This is a genomic window from Bradyrhizobium sp. NAS80.1 (genome assembly GCF_001908205.1).
GTDB lineage: Bacteria > Pseudomonadota > Alphaproteobacteria > Rhizobiales > Xanthobacteraceae > Bradyrhizobium.
On sequence record NZ_LGHL01000012.1, the window covers coordinates 33,491 to 53,420 of the forward strand.

General features: G+C 64.6%; 23 protein-coding genes and 1 pseudogene. 13 read left to right on the plus strand and 11 right to left on the minus strand.

The genetic code is table 11. The features are described 5' to 3' along the window. The first annotated feature begins 124 nt into the window (after positions 1-124). The 3 genes from AC629_RS03215 to AC629_RS03225 all read left to right on the plus strand — a co-directional run bounded on the left by AC629_RS03215 (position 125) and on the right by AC629_RS03225 (position 1,397). A complete protein-coding gene (locus AC629_RS03215; RefSeq protein ID WP_084803336.1) occupies positions 125-355 on the plus strand; it encodes a DUF6894 family protein in 231 nt (76 codons plus the stop codon). 260 nt (positions 356-615) lie between these two features. Then, positions 616-1,005, plus strand: a complete 390-nt coding sequence (locus AC629_RS03220) for a hypothetical protein (RefSeq protein WP_084803337.1) — start codon at positions 616-618, stop codon at positions 1,003-1,005. A 140-nt stretch (positions 1,006-1,145) separates the two neighbouring features. Then, a complete protein-coding gene (locus AC629_RS03225) occupies positions 1,146-1,397 on the plus strand; it encodes a hypothetical protein (protein ID WP_084803338.1) in 252 nt (83 codons plus the stop codon). A gap of 93 nt (positions 1,398-1,490) precedes the next feature. On the opposite strand, the gene AC629_RS03230 is transcribed toward AC629_RS03225, so the two are convergent. The 4 genes from AC629_RS03230 to minC form a co-directional block, all read right to left on the minus strand. Further along, positions 1,491-1,676 (minus strand): hypothetical protein, encoded by a 186-nt coding sequence (locus AC629_RS03230; RefSeq protein ID WP_084803339.1) that lies wholly within the window; start codon positions 1,674-1,676, stop codon positions 1,491-1,493. 237 nt (positions 1,677-1,913) lie between these two features. Then, positions 1,914-2,195, minus strand: coding sequence for a cell division topological specificity factor MinE (gene minE, locus AC629_RS03235; RefSeq protein ID WP_084803340.1), 282 nt, complete (start codon positions 2,193-2,195; stop codon positions 1,914-1,916). Next, positions 2,192-3,007 (minus strand): septum site-determining protein MinD, encoded by an 816-nt coding sequence (gene minD / locus AC629_RS03240; RefSeq protein ID WP_084803341.1) that lies wholly within the window; start codon positions 3,005-3,007, stop codon positions 2,192-2,194. Before minD ends, minE begins: the two co-directional genes overlap by 4 nt. Positions 3,008-3,026: 19 nt before the next feature. Then, the gene (gene minC, locus AC629_RS03245) at positions 3,027-3,716 is read right to left on the minus strand and encodes a septum site-determining protein MinC (RefSeq protein ID WP_084803342.1); all 690 of its coding nucleotides are present in this window, start codon (positions 3,714-3,716) and stop codon (positions 3,027-3,029) included. Between the two features lie 281 nt (positions 3,717-3,997). Between minC and panB the strand changes: the two genes are divergently transcribed. Beyond that, positions 3,998-4,822, plus strand: a complete 825-nt coding sequence (panB, locus tag AC629_RS03250) for a 3-methyl-2-oxobutanoate hydroxymethyltransferase (protein WP_084803343.1) — start codon at positions 3,998-4,000, stop codon at positions 4,820-4,822. A gap of 36 nt (positions 4,823-4,858) precedes the next feature. Here the strand turns inward: panB and AC629_RS03255 are convergent, their stop codons facing one another. Further along, a complete protein-coding gene (locus AC629_RS03255; RefSeq protein ID WP_084803344.1) occupies positions 4,859-5,899 on the minus strand; it encodes an ABC transporter substrate-binding protein in 1,041 nt (346 codons plus the stop codon). Positions 5,900-5,999: 100 nt separating this feature from the next. Between AC629_RS03255 and AC629_RS03260 the strand changes: the two genes are divergently transcribed. From AC629_RS03260 to AC629_RS03285, 6 genes are all read left to right on the plus strand, one after another. Further along, a complete protein-coding gene (locus tag AC629_RS03260; RefSeq protein ID WP_084803345.1) occupies positions 6,000-6,647 on the plus strand; it encodes a TetR/AcrR family transcriptional regulator in 648 nt (215 codons plus the stop codon). A gap of 84 nt (positions 6,648-6,731) precedes the next feature. Further along, positions 6,732-7,502, plus strand: a complete 771-nt coding sequence (locus AC629_RS03265) for an ABC transporter permease (RefSeq protein ID WP_084803376.1) — start codon at positions 6,732-6,734, stop codon at positions 7,500-7,502. Between the two features lie 33 nt (positions 7,503-7,535). Next, positions 7,536-8,573 (plus strand): NAD-dependent epimerase/dehydratase family protein, encoded by a 1,038-nt coding sequence (locus AC629_RS03270; protein ID WP_084803346.1) that lies wholly within the window; start codon positions 7,536-7,538, stop codon positions 8,571-8,573. Next, positions 8,560-9,378: a GNAT family N-acetyltransferase gene (locus tag AC629_RS03275; protein WP_084803347.1), complete on the plus strand. Its 819-nt coding sequence runs from the start codon at positions 8,560-8,562 to the stop codon at positions 9,376-9,378. Before AC629_RS03270 ends, AC629_RS03275 begins: the two co-directional genes overlap by 14 nt. A 6-nt stretch (positions 9,379-9,384) precedes the next feature. After that, the gene (locus tag AC629_RS03280; RefSeq protein ID WP_084803348.1) at positions 9,385-10,440 is read left to right on the plus strand and encodes a dihydrodipicolinate synthase family protein; all 1,056 of its coding nucleotides are present in this window, start codon (positions 9,385-9,387) and stop codon (positions 10,438-10,440) included. Beyond that, positions 10,428-11,210: an ABC transporter ATP-binding protein gene (locus tag AC629_RS03285; RefSeq protein WP_084803349.1), complete on the plus strand. Its 783-nt coding sequence runs from the start codon at positions 10,428-10,430 to the stop codon at positions 11,208-11,210. Before AC629_RS03280 ends, AC629_RS03285 begins: the two co-directional genes overlap by 13 nt. A 170-nt stretch (positions 11,211-11,380) precedes the next feature. Here AC629_RS03285 and AC629_RS03290 read toward each other — a convergent pair whose 3' ends face one another. The 3 genes from AC629_RS03290 to AC629_RS03300 all read right to left on the minus strand — a co-directional run bounded on the left by AC629_RS03290 (position 11,381) and on the right by AC629_RS03300 (position 13,936). Then, positions 11,381-12,469: a TRAP transporter substrate-binding protein gene (locus AC629_RS03290; protein WP_084803350.1), complete on the minus strand. Its 1,089-nt coding sequence runs from the start codon at positions 12,467-12,469 to the stop codon at positions 11,381-11,383. 153 nt (positions 12,470-12,622) lie between these two features. Continuing rightward, positions 12,623-12,880 (minus strand): hypothetical protein, encoded by a 258-nt coding sequence (locus tag AC629_RS03295; RefSeq protein WP_084803351.1) that lies wholly within the window; start codon positions 12,878-12,880, stop codon positions 12,623-12,625. Between the two features lie 72 nt (positions 12,881-12,952). Next, on the minus strand, positions 12,953-13,936 hold the full coding sequence (locus tag AC629_RS03300; RefSeq protein ID WP_084803377.1) for a DUF2778 domain-containing protein: 984 nt from the start codon (positions 13,934-13,936) through the stop codon (positions 12,953-12,955). 188 nt (positions 13,937-14,124) lie between these two features. Between AC629_RS03300 and AC629_RS03305 the strand changes: the two genes are divergently transcribed. Beyond that, positions 14,125-14,562, plus strand: a complete 438-nt coding sequence (locus tag AC629_RS03305; RefSeq protein WP_084803352.1) for a DUF1810 domain-containing protein — start codon at positions 14,125-14,127, stop codon at positions 14,560-14,562. Between the two features lie 9 nt (positions 14,563-14,571). Here AC629_RS03305 and AC629_RS03310 read toward each other — a convergent pair whose 3' ends face one another. Further along, positions 14,572-15,351, minus strand: coding sequence for a crotonase/enoyl-CoA hydratase family protein (locus tag AC629_RS03310; protein ID WP_084803353.1), 780 nt, complete (start codon positions 15,349-15,351; stop codon positions 14,572-14,574). Between the two features lie 56 nt (positions 15,352-15,407). Between AC629_RS03310 and AC629_RS03315 the strand changes: the two genes are divergently transcribed. Continuing rightward, positions 15,408-15,947 (plus strand): 2-keto-4-pentenoate hydratase, encoded by a 540-nt coding sequence (locus AC629_RS03315; RefSeq protein ID WP_245331706.1) that lies wholly within the window; start codon positions 15,408-15,410, stop codon positions 15,945-15,947. Between the two features lie 194 nt (positions 15,948-16,141). Beyond that, a complete protein-coding gene (locus AC629_RS03320; RefSeq protein WP_084803354.1) occupies positions 16,142-18,223 on the plus strand; it encodes a methyl-accepting chemotaxis protein in 2,082 nt (693 codons plus the stop codon). On the opposite strand, the gene AC629_RS03325 is transcribed toward AC629_RS03320, so the two are convergent. Both AC629_RS03325 and AC629_RS03330 read right to left on the minus strand, forming a co-directional pair. After that, positions 18,224-18,814: an NADPH-dependent FMN reductase gene (locus AC629_RS03325; protein WP_084803355.1), complete on the minus strand. Its 591-nt coding sequence runs from the start codon at positions 18,812-18,814 to the stop codon at positions 18,224-18,226. 50 nt (positions 18,815-18,864) lie between these two features. Beyond that, positions 18,865-19,811 (minus strand): annotated as a pseudogene (locus AC629_RS03330) (helix-turn-helix domain-containing protein). Between the last annotated feature and the right edge of the window lie 119 nt (positions 19,812-19,930).

The window sequence follows — 19,930 nt, forward strand, 5'->3', positions numbered from 1 at the left end:
CATTTCTGCGCCATAAGCACAGAGATTGCTCGGTCTGTTCATTCGATAGATATCGACTCAGTGGTACCATTCGACATGTGTTGAGACTTCCACCGAGCTCAGCTCGTCACACCGGGAGATTAGGATGCCATACTATTCCTTCGATCTTGTGGTTGGTGAAGAGTTCAGGAACCAGGGCGGAATCATCCTCGAAGACATTGAGGTTGCCTCTGATCGTGCCGACCAGTTGGCGAACGAGCTGTCGCAGGTGAAGCCGGAGCTGCAACGGAAGGGTTGCTCGGTGCGCGTCACCGATCGCAATCAGAACGAGGTCTACCGCACGCCGCTCGATCCCGTGCCGGCCTGGCAGCGCTAGCTGGTCGTCCAGCATCGGCGCCGCGAACCAGCACGCCCTCACCGACCAGACCTTGCGCGATTGCGCGGCCGATGCCGTTGCTCACGTCGGTGACCAGCGCCGTGTCGCGTGCGCGAATGGCGTGCCGAACAGGCTCATGTCGCTCTTCCGGTGTCGAGATGCCGCCACGATAGCGCGGTGACGCGCGACAATCGCGCCCGGCACCATTGCGGAGCGGCCTGCCGGACGCTAGCCTCCCCAGAAAACGAGGAGGACCAAGGATGCGCACCGGTTTCCTGATGGCAGGCCTGTTGCTGCTCGCCGCTCCGGCCCAAGCCGAGGACCATCCACGCTCGACCTATGTGACGATGGTCTTGCAGGCCTTCGCCGCCAAGGTCGAATGTCCCGGCACGGATGTCGCCTACCAGGACCTGGTGCAGAAGGCGCAGCAGATGCACCGCCCCGACGACACCACCGAGAAGGTGCGTAAGGCGATTGCCTGGATGCATACCGGCGGCAAGATGGGCGAGAAGCAGGCCGACGACATCATGGCGGAGGTCGCGGCGGCGACCCAGACGACTGATCTCGACCAGCGCCGCCTCGGCATGACCAATTGGTGCGAGGCGCAGAAGACCAACCTCGCCGGCCTGATCCGCAGCAAGGGCGGCTAGGGCATTTTCGGGCGAACACCGGCTCGCGGAAAGGAAACGCTCGTTCGCGGCGTTAAGCACGCCGCGAGGGAACCGCCGTCACGGCTAATAATCGTCACATTCCTCGCCAGCATGCGGGCATCTTCGAACAGGAGAAGCCCATGCGGATTGCTCATCTCGTCTTCGCCGGCGCGCTCGCGGCGGGCGCCGTGCTGACTGCGCCGGTGCAGGCCAGGAATTCCGACGCCCAGAAGGATGAGGACAAATCGACCGCGCCGTCATCGTGCAGCGCCTATCAGCAGGCGCCGGACGGATCGTGGGAGCAGCTTCCCTGCAAGGAAACCGGCGAACGCAGCCAGCCACAGACCCAGCACAAGTCTGGCGCGCAAGGCGCCGATCAGGGCGAGCGCTGAGACACTCGCTTGCGCAGAACCTTCGTGGCCGAAGCGCTGGCGAGCCTCGTCCTCGGCACGATCAAGGATGGAACCGGGTGAGGCTGATCGCGATCAGCTCTGGTGGGGCCCACGCATGATCTTCATGGCGTTGACTATGTGACGCCACTCCTTGGCCTCATCGGCCTCGCCGCGCCCCTCGCAGGCCCGCGCCTGTTCGGCGGCCTTCGCAATTGCAGCGAAACCATGCTGTTCCAGCATCTGCCGCGCGATGGTGTGGACCTGGACCTCGGACATCATGGGCGCTCTCCCGTTTGACGAAACCGCGGAGCCATCGGTCTACCGTCCCGCGGGTCCGTTACAACGATGAGGGCGCAGGTCCTGTTCCGCGCACCGCCCATCACATCGGCAGGCCAGGAGCTTGAACGGCTCGAAGCGTGAAACCGTGTTTGGCGAGCCAGCACGACAAAGGCGGCCCGCTATGCCCAGCGGACCGCCTTCTCACCCACCCCAAATTTGAAGTTTCGGCCGCGTTCCCTACCCGACCGCCACGCGCTTGCGCTCCAAATCGTTCGGCACCTCGATATCGACCTCCAGGGTCGACACGTCGTCGCCACGATCGAGCCGCACGATCACCTTGGTCGGGTCCAGCTTCACGTGCTTGGACACGACGGCGAGAATTTCCTCACGCAGTACGCCGAGCAGGTCGGGTTGGCCGCGCATTCCGCGCTCGTGTGCAAGCAGTATCTGCAACCGTTCGCGAGCGACCGGTGCCGTAGCCTTGTTGCCACGGAGAAGTCGAAGCAGACCCATGCTCATGCAGCCCTCCGCCGCAGCAGACGATCCATGAAGCCCTTGCGTTCGGTCGGCACCTGCATCTTCACTGTGTCGCCGCACAGGCGCCGCGCCGCGTCGATGTAGGCCCGTGCGGGCGCGCCATCGACGTTCGACAACGTCACCGGCGTGCCGACGTTGGAGGCTTTCAGCACGTCCTGGCTCTCGGGAATGATACCGAGCAAAGGCGTTGCGAGGATTTCCAGGATGTCGTCGATGGTCAGCATCTCGCCGCGCGCCGCGCGGGAGGGATCATAGCGGGTGATGAGAATGTGTTTCTCGACGCGCTCGCCCTTCTCGGCCCGCACGGTCTTGGAATCGAGCATTCCGATGATACGATCGGAATCGCGCACCGAGGAGACTTCCGGATTGGTGACGATGACCGCTTCGTCCGCGAAGCGCATCGCCATGGCGGCGCCGCGCTCGATGCCGGCCGGGCTGTCGCAGATCACCCAGTCGAAGCGGGTGCGCAGCTCGTCGATGACCTTGCCTACGCCCTCTTCCGTCAGCGCATCCTTGTCGCGGGTTTGCGAGGCCGGGAGCAGCCACAGATTCTCCAGCCGCTTGTCGCGGATCAGCGCCTGCGGCAGTTTTGCGACGCCCTGCACCACGTTGATGAGGTCGAACACGACGCGGCGCTCGGCCCCCATGACGAGGTCGAGGTTGCGCAAGCCGACGTCGAAATCAACGACAACGACCTTGTCGCCGCGCTGCGCGAGCGCAGCCCCAAGTGCGGCGGTCGTCGTCGTCTTGCCGACTCCACCCTTTCCTGATGTCACGACCAGTACCTTGGCCATTTCTACAATCTCCTTCTGGTCAGTTCAGTTCAGTAATTCGCATGGCGTTACCTTGCAGAAAGGCCTGGGCCGGCCGGCCGCGCAAGGCTTCGTCAATATCGTCGGCGGTCTGATAAAACCCATCGATTGCAAGCAGTTCGGCCTCGATCTTCTGACAATAGATGCGCGCGCTCGTATACCCGTTCACGCCCGCCATGGCGCGGCCGCGCAGCGCGCCGTAGACGTGAATGGAACCGCCGGCGACAATCTCGGCGCCCGAGCCGACCGAACCGAGAATGGTGATGTCGCCTTCGGGAAAGATCACGGTCTGTCCGGAGCGCACGGGGCTCTCGAGCAGCAGCGAGGTTGGCTTCTTGGTCTCCACCTTCTTGGGCGCGCTCGGCTCGATCACGCAGCTGCGTCCACCCGAGAGCAGCGGCGGCATCGACGGGGTCAGCCGCGCCGCCTCCACCCCCTCGATGCCGAGCACGCGGATGTTGCGGTCTTGAAGGCTCGTAAGCAGATGGCTGATGCCGGACTGGCTGAGATCGACCGAGGACAGATCGACCACCACGGGACGGCCGGCGAAGAAGCCCGGTGAGCGCGCGATCGTGGCGTCGATCTCCTGCAGCCAGTCCAGGATCGGAACCGTCGGTGCGAACACGAAGGCCACATAGGAACGCCCGCGCAGGCGCACCATTTGGCGTTGAGATTTTGCTGCAGCCTCCATAGCGGCCGACTCGTTCCCCGTTATTGAATGGTTAACGATGCGGTCAATTTGGTTAACGGCCGGTTAACTTTCCCGCAGATGTGCTCGACCATCATCGTCTTCGCTAAAGCCGGAGTCTGCCCGCAGCGGCGGCTCGCGGCCCGGATCAGCGCAATCCGGGCTACGAGAGCGCTGCTTCTTCGCCGTGCACGCAGCGAGCTTAATGGCGACCTGGACCATCTTGGATTGACATGCTCCCGACATCCGGCGTTCGATCCGTTTCCCGCAAATGGAGGCCGAGCATGTCAGTTCAGTCCGCCACCAGACGCAAGACCGCGCCGGACATCCGTGCACGCAAGCAGCGCGAGCCGATCGTCATGCTGACGTCCTATCACGCGCATACGGCAGCGCTGGTGGATCGGCATTGCGACGTCATTCTGGTCGGCGATTCCCTTGGCAACGTCATGCACGGTTTCGAGACCACGGTGCCGGTCACGCTCGACATGATGATCCTCCAGGGCGCGGCAGTGATGCGCGGCTCCCGGCAGGCGCTGGTCGTGGTCGATATGCCGTTCGGATCATACGAGGCCTCCAGGGAGCAGGCCTTCTACTCCGCCGCACGAATCATGAAAGAAACGCAATGCGGCGCGGTGAAGCTCGAAGGCGGGGTCCGCATGGCCGAGACGATTGCATTCCTGTCCGGGCGCGGCATCCCAGTGATGGGTCACATTGGCCTAACGCCACAATCCATCAATACGCTCGGCTCGTTCCGCGCCCAGGGGCGCAATGAGGCTGACTGGGGACCGATCGAGGAGGATGCGAAAGCGGTCGCCGATGCCGGCGCATTCTCGGTCGTCGTCGAGGCTGTAGCCGAACCACTGGCGCGCAAGATTACAGAGACGATTACCATTCCCACCATCGGCATCGGCGCGAGCGTAGCCTGCGACGGCCAGGTGCTCGTGCTCGAGGACATGCTAGGGCTGTCGCCGCGACCACCGAAATTCGTCCGGCGGTATGGCAATCTCGGCCCGGCCATCGAAGCGGCGATCGAGGGGTACGCTGCCGACGTGCGGTCTCGCGCCTTTCCCGGGCCGGAACATGTGTACGAGATGAAGAAGGGCAGGTGATCCGCGGCAGCCGTCGGACCTGGCTCACAGCGCCCCCTACTTCTTCACCTTGCTGGCATCCATCTTGACGGCGGGGTCGAGCATCTTGGTCGTGAACGCAGTCGTCACGTCGAACGGCCTCTCCATGCCGAGATAGGTCTGGACCAGCTCGTAGTCCTTCTTCATCCGCTCACCGTCGATCCAGCCCAGCGACTTCGCCGTCGTGAACTCGTCCGTCATCAGGTACTTGATACGCTCCCACTGACGCTCCTGGTTCTCCTTGTCGAGACCGGAGACCTGGTCGAGCAACGCCTTCAGGCATGGGGCAACGTCGGCGACACAGGCCGCGAAGGCCTTCTGCGAGATGCGCACGAACTTTTCGACCAGCTTCGGGTTCTTCTGCAGATAAGCGCCGTTGACGATCAGCGAATTGCCATACGGGTTGAGCCCGATATCCTTCCAGTTGGTGTAGCCGAGATCGGGTCCGAACTCGATCACCTTCAGATCGTGCTCGTTGTAGAAATCGCTGATGATGTCGACGGTGTGGCTCTTCAGCGCCGCGATCTTCGCGGTCGGCCCGATATTGACGAAGCTGACGGAGTCTGGCGCGATGCCCGCGGCCTTCGCAAAAGCCGGCCACATCACGCGCGAAGCGTCGCCGGGCGGGTTACCGATCTTGTGGCCCGGAAAATCCTTCACGCCGTTCACGCCGTAGCTCTTTAGCCAGTAGAAGGTCTGACCGGTGTTGGCGTAGATGCTCATCAGCGCCACGTCGTCGGCGCCCTTGCTCTTTGCCACCAGCATGGTGGCGAGATCGGCGATGCCGAACGGCGAACCGCCGGAGCCGACCTTGGCGGCGGAGACGCCCGAACCCTTGCCGACCTCGATGGTCAGGTCGATGCCGGCCTTCTCGTACCAGCCTTGCGCCTTGGCGTAATAGAACGGCGAGTGATCGGCCGTCGGCGTCCAGTTCAGGATCAGGTTGACCGCCTCGCCCGCCCGCGCCGGGACCGCCGGCAAACCGAGCGTCAGGCCCAAGACCAGAGCGGAGCCCAGGGCTGAGCCCAGAGCCGAGCCAACTGCCTGCAAACGCTTCATCGCATCTCTCCTCATTGCCGCGACCCGGCTTGTCGCTCTCCCCATGTGAGGATACCAATGCAACAAGCCCGCCCTCCAATTGTCAACTGTTTGGTTGGAAATGCCCGCAAAACGTTCAGGCGACGCCGTGCCGCAGCGGCGCGACCCCGTTGCCACCCGCAAGAAGCTGCTCACCGCGGCGCGGCTGGAATTCGCCCGGCACGGTTTCGCGGGTGCCCGGGTCGACGAGATCGCCGAACGCGCCGGCGTCAACAAGCAGCTTGTCTATCATTACTTCGGCGACAAGGACGCACTCTATCTCGCTGTCCTCGAATGGGTTTACGCCGATATCCGCGAGCAGGAGCGCCAGCTCAACCTGGAAGGCCTGCCGCCGGAAAGGGCGATCCGGAAACTGATCGAGGCCTCATTCGACTACCTCGCGACAAACCCTGATTTCATCGTGCTTCTGAATGACGAGAACCGGGGCGGCGCGCGCCATGTCCGCGGCTCGACGCGGCTCGAGGCGATGCATTCTCCGCTGATCCGGAGCGTGTCCCACATCCTCAACGAGGGAGTACGCAGCGGAGTGTTCCGCAAGGGGATCGACCCGATCCAGCTCTATATCTCGATCGCGGGCCTCGGCTATTTCTATCTCTCCAACACGCCGACGCTGTCGGCGATCTTCGGCAAGGACCTCTCGAGCCGGGCGGCTCGGCGCGCCCGCCGCAGGCACGTCGCCGATCTCGTGCTTCATTCGCTCCGGCCCTAATCAACCAACTGGTTGAAACTTCCCTCAAGGCCGGTTAGGCTTGCGACCAGCGGCAAGGTGACCGCTGGCAACAGGGAGCAGTCGGTGGCAGGAGACGGAGCACGCACCTCGCGCAGCTTTGCGATCATCCTGATCGTGCACCTCGCGGTGCTCGTGCTCTGGCAGGTCGCGGTCGATGCCTTCCACGTGCCGAAATTCATCCTGCCCTCCCCGCTCGCGACAATCCAGACGCTGGGAACCGCGGGCTACGCCTGGGGCGCCAACACGCTGGTGACCGCCGTCGAGATCCTCGGCGGCTTCGCGCTCGGCGCGGTCGTCGGCGTCGCGCTCGCCGTGATCTTCAGCTGGGCGCCGCTGGCGAGTCTCGTGCTGCTGCCGCTGTTCGTGACGCTGAACATGATTCCGAAGGTCGCGCTCGGCCCGCTCTTCATCGTCTGGTTCTCCTACGGCATCGTGCCGAACATCCTGATCGCCTTCAGCATCTGCTTCTTCCCGATCCTGCTCACCACCGCGCGCGGCTTGCGCGAGGTCGAGCCGGATCTGCTCGATCTCGTCAAATCGCTGCGCGGCTCGCGCTGGACCCTGTTCCGCAAGATCCAGCTGCCGGGATCGCTGCCTTTCGTGTTCTCCGGCATGAAGGTCGGCGCAATCCTCGCGGTCGCCGGCGCCATCGTCGGTGAGTTCATCGCTTCCGAGCGTGGGCTCGGCTACCTCATGATCCAGGTGCAGTCGTCCCTCGACACGCCCGCGATGGTGATGGCCGTCGTGCTGCTCACGCTCCTCGGCGTTGCCCTTTACGGCCTGGTCCTCGTCCTCGAACGCATGTTCGTGGTCGGCGATGCAAGACAGGCTTAAAAACCGCAGACCTAACTGACTAAGGACCGATCCATGCTGCTCACCCGCCAGACGCTGCCGAAGACGATCCCGGACATCGCGGCGCTCGACGATCTCCTGTGCCGGCCGAGCCAGGCGCTGATCGACGACCTCAACAAGGTCGAGGGCGACATCATGATTCTTGGCGTCGCCGGCAAGATGGGACCGACGCTGGCCGGGCTCGCGAAAGCGGCCGTGCCGGATCGCCGCGTCATTGGCGTGGCGCGCTTCAGTGACGCGAGCGTCAAGGACTGGCTGCACGCGCGCGGCGTTGAGACCATCAATTGCGACCTGATGGATGAGAAGGCGATTCACGCGCTGCCGAAGGCACCCAACATCGTGTTTATGGCCGGCCGCAAATTCGGCGCCGAGGGCGATCTGTCGCTGACATGGGCGATGAACGCGCATGTCCCGGCCCTGGTCGCGCAGGCCTTCCCCTCGTCCCGGATCGTGGCGTTCTCGACCGGCTGCATCTATCCCTTCGTGCCGGTCGACGGCAACGGCTCGACCGAGGACATGGCGCCGAACCCGCCCGGCGAATACGCCCAGTCCTGTGTCGGCCGCGAGCGCATGTTCGAATATTTCTCGCACAAGTTCGGAACACCGGGCCGGCTGTTCCGCCTCAACTACGCGATCGATATGCGCTATGGCGTGCTGCACGACATCGCGACGAAGGTGCTCACGGGCACGCCGATCGACGTCAGTCTCGGCCACGTCAATTTCATCTGGCAGGGCGATGCGTCGTCACAGGCGCTGCGCTGCCTCGCGCATTGCACCGCGCCGACCTCGCCGATCAATGTCAGCGGCCACGAGATCCTGGCGGTGCGCGATCTCGCTGCGAAATTCGGCGCAAGGTTCGGCCGTGCGCCGGTGCTGACAGGCAAGGAAGAGCCGACGGCGTGGTTGACCGACACGTCCAAGGCGGTCGAGCTGTTCGGCCTGCCGGTCGTCGACACCGAGCAGTTGATTGCGTGGACCGCGGACTGGGTGTCCCGCGCCATGCCGAGCCTCGGCAAGCCCACCAAATACGAGGTGCGCGATGGACGCTACTGACGACCCGCGCGTCGTCCAGCTCGGCGTCGAGGACGCAGCCGCGGGCCTGCTGCTCTCGACGGAAGCGCACTGGAACCAGACCGAGGACGACTGGCGCGTTTTCCTGCGCGACGGTTTTGTGTTCGGCATCCGCGACGGCGCGCTGCTGGTCGCGACCGCGGCGCTGCTGCCCTACTCCGGCAACAACGCCTGGATCAGCATGGTGCTGGTGACTGCAAGCCACCGCCGGCGCGGCCTCGCAACGCGGCTCGTCGATGCCTGCCTGGAGACAGCGCGCAAGCGCGGCCTGACGAGCTGGCTCGACGCGACGCCCGACGGCGCCGCGGTCTACGGGCCGCTCGGGTTTACGCCGACACAGCAACTGCGCCGTCTGAAGCTGAATTCCGCGCAGGCATCCGCGCCGGCGCCTCCCGCCGCGGCACTCGACGCGCTTTGCGCACGGGACCGTCTGGCCACCGGCCTCGATCGCACCGCCCTGCTTACCGCCTTTGCACGGCGCCCAGGTTCGCGCATCGTCTCCGCGAGCGGCGCCATCGCGCTGGTGCGGGACGGCAGAACCGCGCGCCATATCGGGCCGCTATTTGCGGATCATGCCACCGCCGCGCTGACCCTGGTCAATGCGGTCGCGCAATCGGAGAACGGACCGCTCCTGCTCGACGCCGTCGCGTCGCAAAGCGCGTTCCTCGAAGGACTAACCGCATCCGGCTGGACCATCGAGCGGCCGTTCCAGCGCATGCGGTTCGGCCCCGCCACCACCACGGGTGAGGAAGTGCCATTCGCCGTCGCCGGCCCTGAATTCGGATAGGACATCATGCACCACAGCCAGATCAACAGCGACATCCGCAAGCTGATCGCCGACGGCACCGTGCTGCCGGCGCATCCCCTCGCACTCACCGCCGAGCGCCAGCTCGACAAGACGCATCAGCGCGCGCTGACGCGCTACTACATCGATGCCGGCTCAGGTGGACTTGCGGTCGGCGTGCACACGACGCAATTCGCGATCCGCGACGTCGGCCTGTACCGTCCCGTGCTCGAGCTTGCCGCCGAGACCGCCGCAAGCTGGACCAAGCGTCCGCTGGCAATGGTGGCGGGCCTTGCCGGCCCAACCAAGCAGGCGACCGCGGAAGCCCGAACCGCGCGCGACATCGGCTATCACGCGGGCCTGCTCAGCCTCGCCGCAATGAAGAGCGCCTCCGAAGACGAGATCATCGCGCATTGCACGGCGGTTGCGGCCGAGATCCCGCTTGTTGGCTTCTATCTCCAGCCGGCCGTCGGCGGCGTCACCCTGTCGAGCCGGTTCTGGCAGCGCTTCGCCTCGATCGACAATGTCATTGCGATCAAGATCGCGCCGTTCAACCGCTACCGCACGCTCGACGTGCTGCGCGGCGTTGCGGCCGCCGGTGCGCTCGACCGCGTCGCGCTCTACACCGGCAACGACGATCACATCCTGCTTGACCTCACGCTGCCGTTCGACCTGCGCGACAATGGCGTCACCACGCGGACCTATTTCAAGGGCGGCCTGCTCGGCCACTGGTCGGTCTGGACGGCGAGCGCGATCAAGCAGTTCGAGCGCTGCAAGGCGGCGCGGCACAAGGACACCGTGCCGGCCGATCTGCTCGCGCTCGATGCCCGCGTCACCGATTGCAACAGCGCCTTCTTCGACGTCGCCAACAATTTCCACGGCTGCATCGCCGGCTGCCACGAGGTGCTGCTGCGTCAGGGCCTGCTGAAGGGCTTGTGGTGCCTGGACCCGAACGAGGGCCTCAGCCCCGGTCAAAAGGAGGAGATCGACCGCGTCTGCCGCGAGCATGCCGACCTCGGTGACGACGCCTTCGTGGCCGCCAACTTGAACAAATGGCTCGCATGAGTTCCGAGCCCTTCATCAGCCTGCAAGGCGTCCGGAAAGTCTATCGCAGCGGTGGCGCCGAGTTTTTGGCAGTATCCGACGTCACCATGGATGTGCAGGAAGGTGAGCTCGTTTCACTGGTGGGCCCGTCCGGTTGCGGCAAGACCACGGTGATGAAGATCCTGGCCGGCCTTCACGGCGCCGACGGCGGCACCGTGAAGATCGGCAACGCCAGCAGCCCGTTCGATCCGACCCGCGACATCGGCATGGTGTTCCAGCAGGCGCTGCTGCTGAAGTGGCGAACCATTCTGGACAACGTCCTGCTGCCGGCCGAGATCGTCGGCCTGCCGATGAAGGCCGCGCGCGAGCGGGCGCGCGATCTTCTCAACCTGGTCGGGCTTGCCGGCTACGAGCAGAAATATCCGCAGCAGCTTTCAGGCGGCATGCAGCAGCGCACCGCGATCGCACGCGCCTTCGTGCACGATCCGAAGCTGATTTTGATGGACGAACCGTTCGGCGCGCTGGATGCGCTGACGCGTGAGCAAATGAATTTGGAGATGCTGCGAATCTGGCGCGAGAGCGGCAAGACCATCATCTTCGTCACGCACTCGATCCAGGAAGCCGTGTTCCTGTCCTCGCATTGCGCCGTGCTGACGGCGGGACCGGCGAAGATGGCCGACTATTTCCCGATCGAGCTGCCCTTCCCGCGCGACCTCCCGCTGAAGACGACGGACGCGTTCGGCGCCTATGCGCGCCGCATCTACGCGAAGCTCGGGCTGGGCGCGGCGTAAGGCCGGCCCCTCCGCCGTCATTCCGGGGCGCGACGAAGTCGCGAATCCGGAATCCATCAGGCGGCAGTACACGCGGAGAAATGGATTCCGGGCTCGCGCCAAGAGGCGCGCCCCGGAATGACCGTGTACCTTCGGATCACGCTTGAAACGCCGCGTTACCCTCGTTGCAATCAGCCCTTGCGCATCTTGCTGAGCAGGTAGTTGTCGTAGAAGTTTTCAGCGATCTGCGTGTAGAACAGCAGCTCCTTCATATACGCGTCGTGGCTTTCCTTGGTCCGCTTGAACAGGTCGCTCTTGCTAGCGAGCTCGTTCAGATGCTCCTGGGCCGCGTTGTAGCTGGCTTCCATCACAGGCTGCGGGAACGCCTTCAACTCCGCGCCGTTCGCGATCAGGCGCTTCAGCGCCGCCGGATTCACGCTGTCGTATTTCTCGAGCATCCAGGCACCTGCGGCCGAAGCGGCCTGGTTGACGACCGCCTGGTACTGCTTCGGCAATGAAGCCCATTTCTCGTCGTTGACGATCATGTGCAGCATGGCGCCGCCCTCCCACCAGCCGGGGAAGTAGTAGTACTTGGCCACCTTCTGGAAGCCGAGTTTCTCATCGTCATAGGGACCGACGAATTCGACCGCGTCGAGCGAGCCCTTCTCCAGCGCCGCATAGATGTCGCCGCCCGCGAGCTGCTGGGGCACCACGCCGAGCCGCGCCAGCACATGGCCGCCCATGCCGGCGATGCGGAATTTGAGACCCTTGAGATCGTCGACGGTCTTGATCTCCTTGCGGAACCAGCCGCCCATCTGGGTGCCGGAGTTGCCGCAGAGAATGGCGTGCGTCTTGAACGGCTTCAGCGCCTCGTTGGTGAGCTCGGCGCCGCCACCGAAATACCACCAGGACTCCTGATGGCGGTGGTTCATGCCGAACGGCGCGCCGGTCGCGTAGGCCAGCGCCGGTTCCTTGCCGATGTAGAAATACAGCGGCGTCTGCGCCATCTCGACGGTGGCGACGCTGACCGCATCGAGCGCCTGGAGGCCGGGAACGAGCTCACCGGCCGCGAAGGTCTGGATCTGGAACTTGTTGTCGGTGGCTTCAGCGACGTATTTCGCAAAGACCTGCGCGGTGCCGTAGATCGTGTCGAGCGACTTCGGGAAGCTCGAGGTCAGGCGCCATTTGATCTCGGGCATCGACTGCGCAATCGCAGGTGCAGCAACCAGCGTCGTCGCGCCGGCGACCGCGCCGCCCTTGAGGAATGTACGGCGTTTCATGGTGGGGTCTCTCCCTGCAAGTAAGTTTCAAACATATTGGCTCAGGGGCCACGGCCTTCGCGGACCGTTTGCCCGTTCCTACGGCGGAGTTCAAGCTGGGAGAAGGCATGGAGCCCGGCTGGAGTGCAGCAAATCCGGGCTATGAAGCTGCCGTTAGAGCAGCTTCGCGCTCACGAACAGCGCCCGCACCGCGTTGGTCGCCTGCACAGCCAGCATCGCATTGTCGGCGGCGCCTTCCAGGGCCGCGACCGCGGCCTCATGCAGGGTGCGAAATTCCATCCATTCGACGGAATTGTAATTGGTGAGGAATTGGTAGGCTTGGCCGACGGACGCAATCGCCAGCGTATCGCCGTTCAGACGGATCTTGAACGTCGTGCGCAGCGGGGTCTCGGAACTTGATGGATCGCTCATGAGCTGCTTCTGGACGAGGACGGCTTAACGAAGGGGAAACGGCAGCCCCCCACCGTCCCGGCAAATATAATATCAGGAGTCGGTGCTCGCGCGCTGCGTGGCAGTCGCCGATCCGCCCAGGCTCGGCACCACGACGAGGCGGTTGAACTCGCCGTTGTCGTAGGCCTTGAGGAAGCGGTCGTAGTCCTTGATCGAGACACAACCGTTGGAATCGCCGCGCGGCCCGAGCATGTAGCTGTGGGTCAGCAGACCTACACGGCCGAGTGCGCTGGTGCCGTCAGTGGGCGTCAGGCGCAGCGCGCGGATACCGTGGAACAGCTTTTCACGCGGCTTCAGATCGTAGGTCGCAGGTGGGGTCGCACCGACCATACGCTGGTCGACGTGCTCCGGATCGTCCATCAGCGCGCCCATGCCCGAATGGGCTTCCAGCGCGACACCGCTCGGCAGGTAGAGTGCCTGGGCCTTGATGTCATAGACCGCCGTCCGCGAGTCGTAGCCGAGGGCAGCAAGGTCCGGCGCCTTCTTGCTGAACAGGCCGCTGTCTGGCGTCAGCGAGGCCAGCTTGATCTTATCTTTGAATTTTTCGAAGAAGTTGCGGTTGTCGACCCTTGGAGTGGTGTCGGCATAGGCCTGGCTCGAGGCGATCTGAGCGGAGAGGTCCGCCTGGATCGGCCGCGAGCGCGGCATCGGAACGGCGTCGGCGCGCTGCGACGGCTTCGGCTCGTCGGCTACGTGCCGGTCGTCATCGGTCAGGGTAAAGCGCCAATCATTACCCTGAAGTCTCTGGGCCAGCATTGCCTTGGCGTCGCGCAGCTTGAGCTGGACCGCATTCAGGGCCGAGCGCTCAAGCGCCCGCAAACCGGAGTCGCGGGCGGGCTGGTCACCAGATGCCGAGGCGAAACGGTCGTCAAACGAAGGGGTGTTGGCCGGCGGCAGCGCGGCGGAGACCAGCGGGGCCGAATCGCCCAAAGTCGATTCGTCCAAGTTCGAGTCGCCCAGGTCCGCGACCCAGGCGGCAGCGCCGAGCGCCAGCGCGAGCGCCGCCAAAGACAGCAGTATTGTCTCGGCCCGCCCAATACGGCGGCGCGACAACAGCCTCTCGGCTCGTGCGGCGTCGGAAACCATTAGATCCCCAAATCGACCCCGGGAGTACCCACCCCAACCCGGAGACTCTGTACCAGCTACCACATTGGGATCCAAAAGTTAGGCATAATCGCGACCATCAAGGCACGGAAAGGTATCCAATGACCGCTCCTTTCGATCTAGAGCGCTTCGTCCGGGCCCAGGATCCCGTCTATCGCGACGTCCAGGGGGAGTTGGCCCGGGGCCGGAAGCAGAGCCACTGGATGTGGTTCGTCTTCCCGCAGGTCGCAGGCCTCGGCTTCAGCGCCATGTCCCAGCGCTACGCCATCGCCTCGCGCGAAGAGGCCAAGGCCTACCTCGCGCACGCCGTCCTCGGTCCGCGCCTGCTCGAATGCACGAGGCTCGTGCTCGCCGTCGAGGGACGGACCATCAACGCGATCCTCGGCGCACCGGATGACGCCAAATTCCGCTCGTCGATGACGCTGTTCGGCGCCGTGTCCGACGAGCCGGTCTTCGATCAGGCGATCGCCCGATATTTCGCAGGCGAGCGCGACGGCGCGACGCTGGAGATCCTCCTCAAGCTCGATCGATCGGCGTAGCGCTCGGGATCAGCGGCCCTGGAAGACGGCAGCGCGACGCTCGATGAAGGACTGAATGCCCTCCTTCGCGTCCGCGCTGCCGAGCACGCGGTCGCGGATCTCCGGGATGTAGGCGATCGCCGCCGCCTCGCCGCCCTCGATATATTTGGCTGCCGCTTCCTTGGTGACCTGGATGCCGAGCGGCGCGTTGCGCGCGATCATGGCGGCAAGCGCCATAGACCGCTCGATCTGCTCTCCCGGCGGCACGACCTCCTGAACGAGGCCGATAGCGTGGGCCCGCTCAGCCGAAAACTCGTCGCACAGCAACAGGTGGTACATCGCATCGCCCCATCCCGCGCGCGACAGGAAGCGGAAATGCGCGCCGCCGAGCGGTGCGATGCCTCGCTTGGCCTCCATCTGGCAGAACCGCGCGTCTGCAGCCGCGACCACAATATCGCCAGCGAGCATCAGCTCGATGCCGATCGTGAACACGATACCCTGCACGGCGGTGACGATCGGTTTGCGGCAGCGCTTGGCAAGCCCGAACGGATCGACATTCCCCTCCTTGATGTTACGCTTCTCTGCGGTTGGGCCGAAGAATTTCGGCATGTCGAGACCGGCGGTAAAATCCTTGCCCTCGGCGCAGATCACGCCGACGCGGTAGGTCTCGTTGTCATGCAGCTCGGTTAGCGCATCGGACAATTGCTCCATCATCGCCGGCGTGAACGCGTTCTTTTTCGCGGCATTGTCGATGATGATCTTGAGGACGTGGTCGTGCACCTCTGTGCGGATCTGACCTCCGGACGTCATGGCTAACCCTCCCTGATGCTGCTGACGCGGCGCCTCTTGCTCGCGCTCACTATGACATGTGTCATATTTCAGCTTGCCGGCATCTATGTCTCAGGCAATGCAGCCCGATTCCGGAGGTCGAGTACCAGGCGCGTCTCGGTGCCGACCTGCCGCCGCGCGCCGAGCCCTATACGGTGCAAGAGGTCGGCGACGCCGTCGCTTCGCTGCATCCGGGAATCGAACTTGCCGAGTGCCGCTTCGTTCACGACGCGGCCTTTCCGCCGATGCCGGCGATTCTGGCCGATGGCGCTGGATCGGGATCGATCGTGCTTGGAGAGGCCATCGCCGACTGGCGCAGCCGCGACATCGCCAATCAGGACGTCGTCCTCAATTGCAACGGCGCCTTGAGACGCCGCGGAAGCGCTGCGGAGGCGATCGATCATCCGCTGGTGCCGCTCACCTGGCTCGCCAACGAGCTGTCGCGGACCGGCATCGGCCTCAGAGCCGGCCAGACCGTCAGCACCGGTACACTCACGGGCATGCTGCGGCCGAAAGCGGGCGAGACCTACGTTGCCGATTTCGGTCCGTTGGGAAACGTGAGCGCGACCTACGCCTAGAGCGAGTTCGCGTAGGAAGCGCGTCAAAACAAAAATCCAAAGCCCCGTTCCGATTCCATCGGAACGGAAATGGCTCAAGACGAACGGACACATGCCCGCGTGGCATGCCGGCCGGCAGTGTAAACCCGGGATTAATATCGCCTACCTATCGTCCGTGCAGACTAATTTTCTCCTGTGCAATTGCCGGACAGATCATGAAAATCGGTACGCTCCTGACCACCGCCATCGTCTCGCTCTCGACCGTGGGCGGCGGCCTCGCCGTCTACGTCGCCGTGACGAAATACCTGACGATGGACAGGATCGCCGAAGCGCAAGGCCGGCTCGCGATCGTCCGCGCCGCCAGTGACATCCCGCGCTATCTCAACCCGGAGCGCGGCTTTGCCACCAACATCCTCTATGGACCCGCGAGCGTCGACCCGGCACAGCTGACCGAGCACGAAAAGCTGCGCAAGCAGACTGACGGCGCCCGTGACAAGATGAACGCGCTGCGCAAGGAACTGCCCGGCTCGCTCGACGACGGCAACAGCATCGCCGGCAACATCGACGGCATCAATTCGAAATTCACCGCGCTACGCGAGGCCATCGACAAGGCGATCGCCGGGCCGGCAGACGCGCGCAAGGACGCCGCCAAGAAGGTCGTCGCCGACAATGCCGTGCTCAACGCCGGCGTCACCGCACTGCTCAACGAGCAGGTCCGCCGCATGGCAATCCTGAACGGCGATGCCTACCGCCAGGCCAACTACGCCAACATCGCCATGACGCTGCGCGACATCGGCGGCCTCAATGCGAGCGTGCACAAGAACCTCGTCGGCGGCAAGAAGGTGGCGACCGATGCCGAGAAGGCCGACGTTGCCCGCATGCAGGGCCGCAACGACCAGATCGTGATGTCGCTGCTGGAACTGCGCGGCAATCCCGCGACGCCGGCCAACGTCGGCGCCGCACTCGAGACGATGAACTCGCGCTTCGTCGAGGAATTCGGCCGCGAGCTCAAGCTCGTCAAGGACGGCTCCGTCAGCGGCAAGTACGACCACGACGTCGAGACCTACTACGCGGCTTCGCAGCGTGGCCTCGGGTCGATCATCGGCGTCCGCGACGCACTCTACGACAACGCGGAGCAGATCCTCGCTGGCGCCGCCTCCGCCGCGCGCACCAGCTTCACGATCGCACTCGCGGGCCTCGTCGCCGTGCTGATCGCCAGCGTCGGCCTCATCGTGATGGTACGCCGCCGGGTTTGCGCCCCGATCGTCAGCCTGACAACCCGGATGGCGCGGCTTGCCGACGGCGACGTTGCGGACAGCATCCCCGGCGCCGAGCGCTCCGACGAGATCGGGGCGATGGCCGCGGCGGTTCAGGTCTTCAAGGACAACATGATCCGGGCTGACCGGCTCGCCGCCGAGAAGCAGGCCGAGAACGACGGCAAGATGCGCCGCGCCCAGGCGCTCGACGGCCTCACCCGCGCGTTCGAAGCCAAGGTCACCGAACTCGTCGGCGGCCTCTCCCGGGCCTCCTCCACGATGGAAAGCACCGCGCAGTCGATGACTTCGACGGCGTCCCAGACCAACAGCCAGGCCGCGGTCGTTGCCGCCGCCTCACAGCAGACCTCGACCAACGTACAGACGGTCGCCAGCGCCACGGAAGAGCTGACCTCCTCGATCGCGGAGATCGGCCGTCAGGTCGCACAAAGCACCGAGATCGCGTCCCGCGCCGTCGACAATGCCCGCCGCACCGGCGACACGGCGCGTGCGCTCGCGGAGGGCGCGCAGAAGATCGGAGACGTCGTCACGCTGATCCAGAGCATCGCCGAGCAGACCAATTTGCTGGCGCTGAACGCGACCATCGAGGCCGCCCGCGCCGGCGACGCCGGCCGCGGCTTCGCAGTCGTCGCGTCCGAGGTGAAGTCGCTGGCCGGCCAAACCGCCAAGGCCACCACTGAAATCTCCGAGCAGATCACGGCGATCCAGACCGCGAGCGACGAAACCGTGGCCGCGATCCGCAACGTCGCCGACGTCATCGCCGAGATCGACCAGATCGGGACCGCGATTGCCTCCGCGATCGAGCAGCAGGGCTCGGCGACCAAGGAGATCGCCCGTAGTGTCCAGGAGGCCGCCCGCGGCACCCAGGAGGTCAACACCAACATATCAGGCGTCAAGCGCGCCGCCGACGATACCGGTGCGGCCGCCAAGGAGGTGCTGGGCGCAGCCGAGCAGCTCTCGACGCAGTCGCGCGATCTCGCCGGACAGTTCGACCGCTTCCTCGGCGAAATCAGGGCCGCCTAATTAGTAAGGCGGCGCTTTCCGCGCACGCTGCGCCTTGGCGGCCTCGATCCACCACGAGAGGTCATCGGCAAAGCGCGGGAAGGAGCGCTCGAGCGCCTTGCCGCCCTCGCCGACCGGCTCGCCCTCCGACGACAGCGTCTGCGCGATCGGGCCGACGCCAATGGTGCTCGACACCACGACCATGCCCATCTCCGACAGCGTGCCGTGCCAGGCTGTCGCGGCGCGCGCGCCGGAGAACCGGCCTGCGGAGTAGCTCGCGATCGCGGCCGGACGCCAGAACCACTCCTCCAGGAAATGGTCGGTGAGATTCTTCAGGCCCGGCTGAATGCCCCAATTGTACTCGCCCGTAACGAAGACGAAGCCATCAGCGCCGCAGATCTGTCCGGCCAGCCTTTCGAGCACCTCGGGAGCCGAGCCCTTGGGATATTCCTTGTACATGCGGTCCAGCATCGGCAAGCCGATCGCCTTGGCGTCGATGAACTCAACCTCCTCGCCGCGACCGCGCAGGCGATTGACGACGAAATTCGCAAGGCGGATGCCCATGCGGTCGGAACGATAGGAACCGTAGAGGACGAGGATGCGGTTGCTCATGGCCGGCAGGTTAGCACGGGATGAGGAGCCGGCCCCAACGATTTGACCCGCTATGCCTTCCTTCCGCGCCTCAGCGTTTCTGACGGTGTCTCACCGAACTGGTCGCGATAGCTCCTGGAGAAGTCGCTGAGATGCCAGAAGCCGAACGCCAGCGCGACGGCCTTGACGCTGTCGGCGCCGGCGAGCAGCCGCCGGCGCACCAGCCACAACCGGCGCAGGCGCAGATAGCGGTGCAGGCTCATGCCGCAATAGCGGCGGACGACGTCGTGCATGGTGCGCACGGACAGGCCGAGCTTGCTGGCGATCTCCTCACTGTAGATCGGTTGCGAGAGATCGTCGGTCAGTAGCGCGCGGATATCCTGGAAGATCTTGAATTGCCGCGCATCGTTCGGCCGCACGGTCCATCGCGCGGGAACCAGATTGGCGAACGCCGCATCGACCGCGCCGAACAGGGACTCCCTCATTGCAGCCCCTTCAACGGCACTTCGGCAGGATCGATGGGCTCGGATGCAGCCGCCACCATCTCCCACACCACGTTCCGCAGCCGAAGCAGCGCCGACGGGCTCGTCTCGAAAATCTTGAAGCTGGAGTTCGTCTCGGGCCAGCCGCGATCCTTCACCTCCGGCCGGAACACGACCACGGCGATCTGCCGCGGCACCTCCTCGATGGTGTTGTAGGCCGCGCCGCTGCTGCCGATGACGATGACCGAGCGGTCGCGCTGCGTGCCATTGAAGCGGATGGGGATTTCGAGGTCGTCCATCGCAAAGCCCACCGCCGTGCAATCGGCGGCGAGCTGCGCGTCCACCACGCGCGGGAACGTCCGCGTCACGGACACGTCGCTGCCGGGCAGACGCAAAATCATCTGCTCGGCCGCAATCTTTCGCACGAGCGGCGTAAACTCGATGTTCAGGCCGCGTATCGAACTGCGAAACTCGTCGACGTCAGAAAATCGAAACATCTTTGGCGCCAACGCTGGCGCATCATCATTGCTGTTCATGACAAATGAAAAAACCGCGTCAGGAAACGACGCGCCCGGCGATGGTGCCGATCCGAATCCCCCCCTTTCGGTTCCCCCAGTACACCGAAAGGAATCATCCTAGCCGGTCAGGTTCAGTT

What these genes read in the sequence shown, in the direction of transcription:
- AC629_RS03255 (WP_084803344.1), bottom strand. Translation starts at nt 5,899, where the DNA reads ATGAAGCGTTTGCAGGCAGTTGGCTCGGCTCTGGGCTCAGCCCTGGGC.
- AC629_RS03270 (WP_084803346.1), top strand. Translation starts at nt 7,536, where the DNA reads ATGCTGCTCACCCGCCAGACGCTGCCGAAGACGATCCCGGACATCGCG.
- AC629_RS03290 (WP_084803350.1), bottom strand. Translation starts at nt 12,469, where the DNA reads ATGAAACGCCGTACATTCCTCAAGGGCGGCGCGGTCGCCGGCGCGACG.
- AC629_RS03310 (WP_084803353.1), bottom strand. Translation starts at nt 15,351, where the DNA reads ATGACGTCCGGAGGTCAGATCCGCACAGAGGTGCACGACCACGTCCTC.
- AC629_RS03295 (WP_084803351.1), bottom strand. Translation starts at nt 12,880, where the DNA reads ATGAGCGATCCATCAAGTTCCGAGACCCCGCTGCGCACGACGTTCAAG.
- AC629_RS03280 (WP_084803348.1), top strand. Translation starts at nt 9,385, where the DNA reads ATGCACCACAGCCAGATCAACAGCGACATCCGCAAGCTGATCGCCGAC.
- AC629_RS03225 (WP_084803338.1), top strand. Translation starts at nt 1,146, where the DNA reads ATGCGGATTGCTCATCTCGTCTTCGCCGGCGCGCTCGCGGCGGGCGCC.
- AC629_RS03275 (WP_084803347.1), top strand. Translation starts at nt 8,560, where the DNA reads ATGGACGCTACTGACGACCCGCGCGTCGTCCAGCTCGGCGTCGAGGAC.
- AC629_RS03315 (WP_245331706.1), top strand. Translation starts at nt 15,408, where the DNA reads ATGTGTCATATTTCAGCTTGCCGGCATCTATGTCTCAGGCAATGCAGC.
- minD (WP_084803341.1), bottom strand. Translation starts at nt 3,007, where the DNA reads ATGGCCAAGGTACTGGTCGTGACATCAGGAAAGGGTGGAGTCGGCAAG.
- AC629_RS03260 (WP_084803345.1), top strand. Translation starts at nt 6,000, where the DNA reads ATGCCCGCAAAACGTTCAGGCGACGCCGTGCCGCAGCGGCGCGACCCC.
- panB (WP_084803343.1), top strand. Translation starts at nt 3,998, where the DNA reads ATGTCAGTTCAGTCCGCCACCAGACGCAAGACCGCGCCGGACATCCGT.
- AC629_RS03285 (WP_084803349.1), top strand. Translation starts at nt 10,428, where the DNA reads ATGGCTCGCATGAGTTCCGAGCCCTTCATCAGCCTGCAAGGCGTCCGG.
- minE (WP_084803340.1), bottom strand. Translation starts at nt 2,195, where the DNA reads ATGAGCATGGGTCTGCTTCGACTTCTCCGTGGCAACAAGGCTACGGCA.
- AC629_RS03230 (WP_084803339.1), bottom strand. Translation starts at nt 1,676, where the DNA reads ATGATGTCCGAGGTCCAGGTCCACACCATCGCGCGGCAGATGCTGGAA.
- AC629_RS03305 (WP_084803352.1), top strand. Translation starts at nt 14,125, where the DNA reads ATGACCGCTCCTTTCGATCTAGAGCGCTTCGTCCGGGCCCAGGATCCC.
- minC (WP_084803342.1), bottom strand. Translation starts at nt 3,716, where the DNA reads ATGGAGGCTGCAGCAAAATCTCAACGCCAAATGGTGCGCCTGCGCGGG.
- AC629_RS03320 (WP_084803354.1), top strand. Translation starts at nt 16,142, where the DNA reads ATGAAAATCGGTACGCTCCTGACCACCGCCATCGTCTCGCTCTCGACC.
- AC629_RS03215 (WP_084803336.1), top strand. Translation starts at nt 125, where the DNA reads ATGCCATACTATTCCTTCGATCTTGTGGTTGGTGAAGAGTTCAGGAAC.
- AC629_RS03220 (WP_084803337.1), top strand. Translation starts at nt 616, where the DNA reads ATGCGCACCGGTTTCCTGATGGCAGGCCTGTTGCTGCTCGCCGCTCCG.
- AC629_RS03325 (WP_084803355.1), bottom strand. Translation starts at nt 18,814, where the DNA reads ATGAGCAACCGCATCCTCGTCCTCTACGGTTCCTATCGTTCCGACCGC.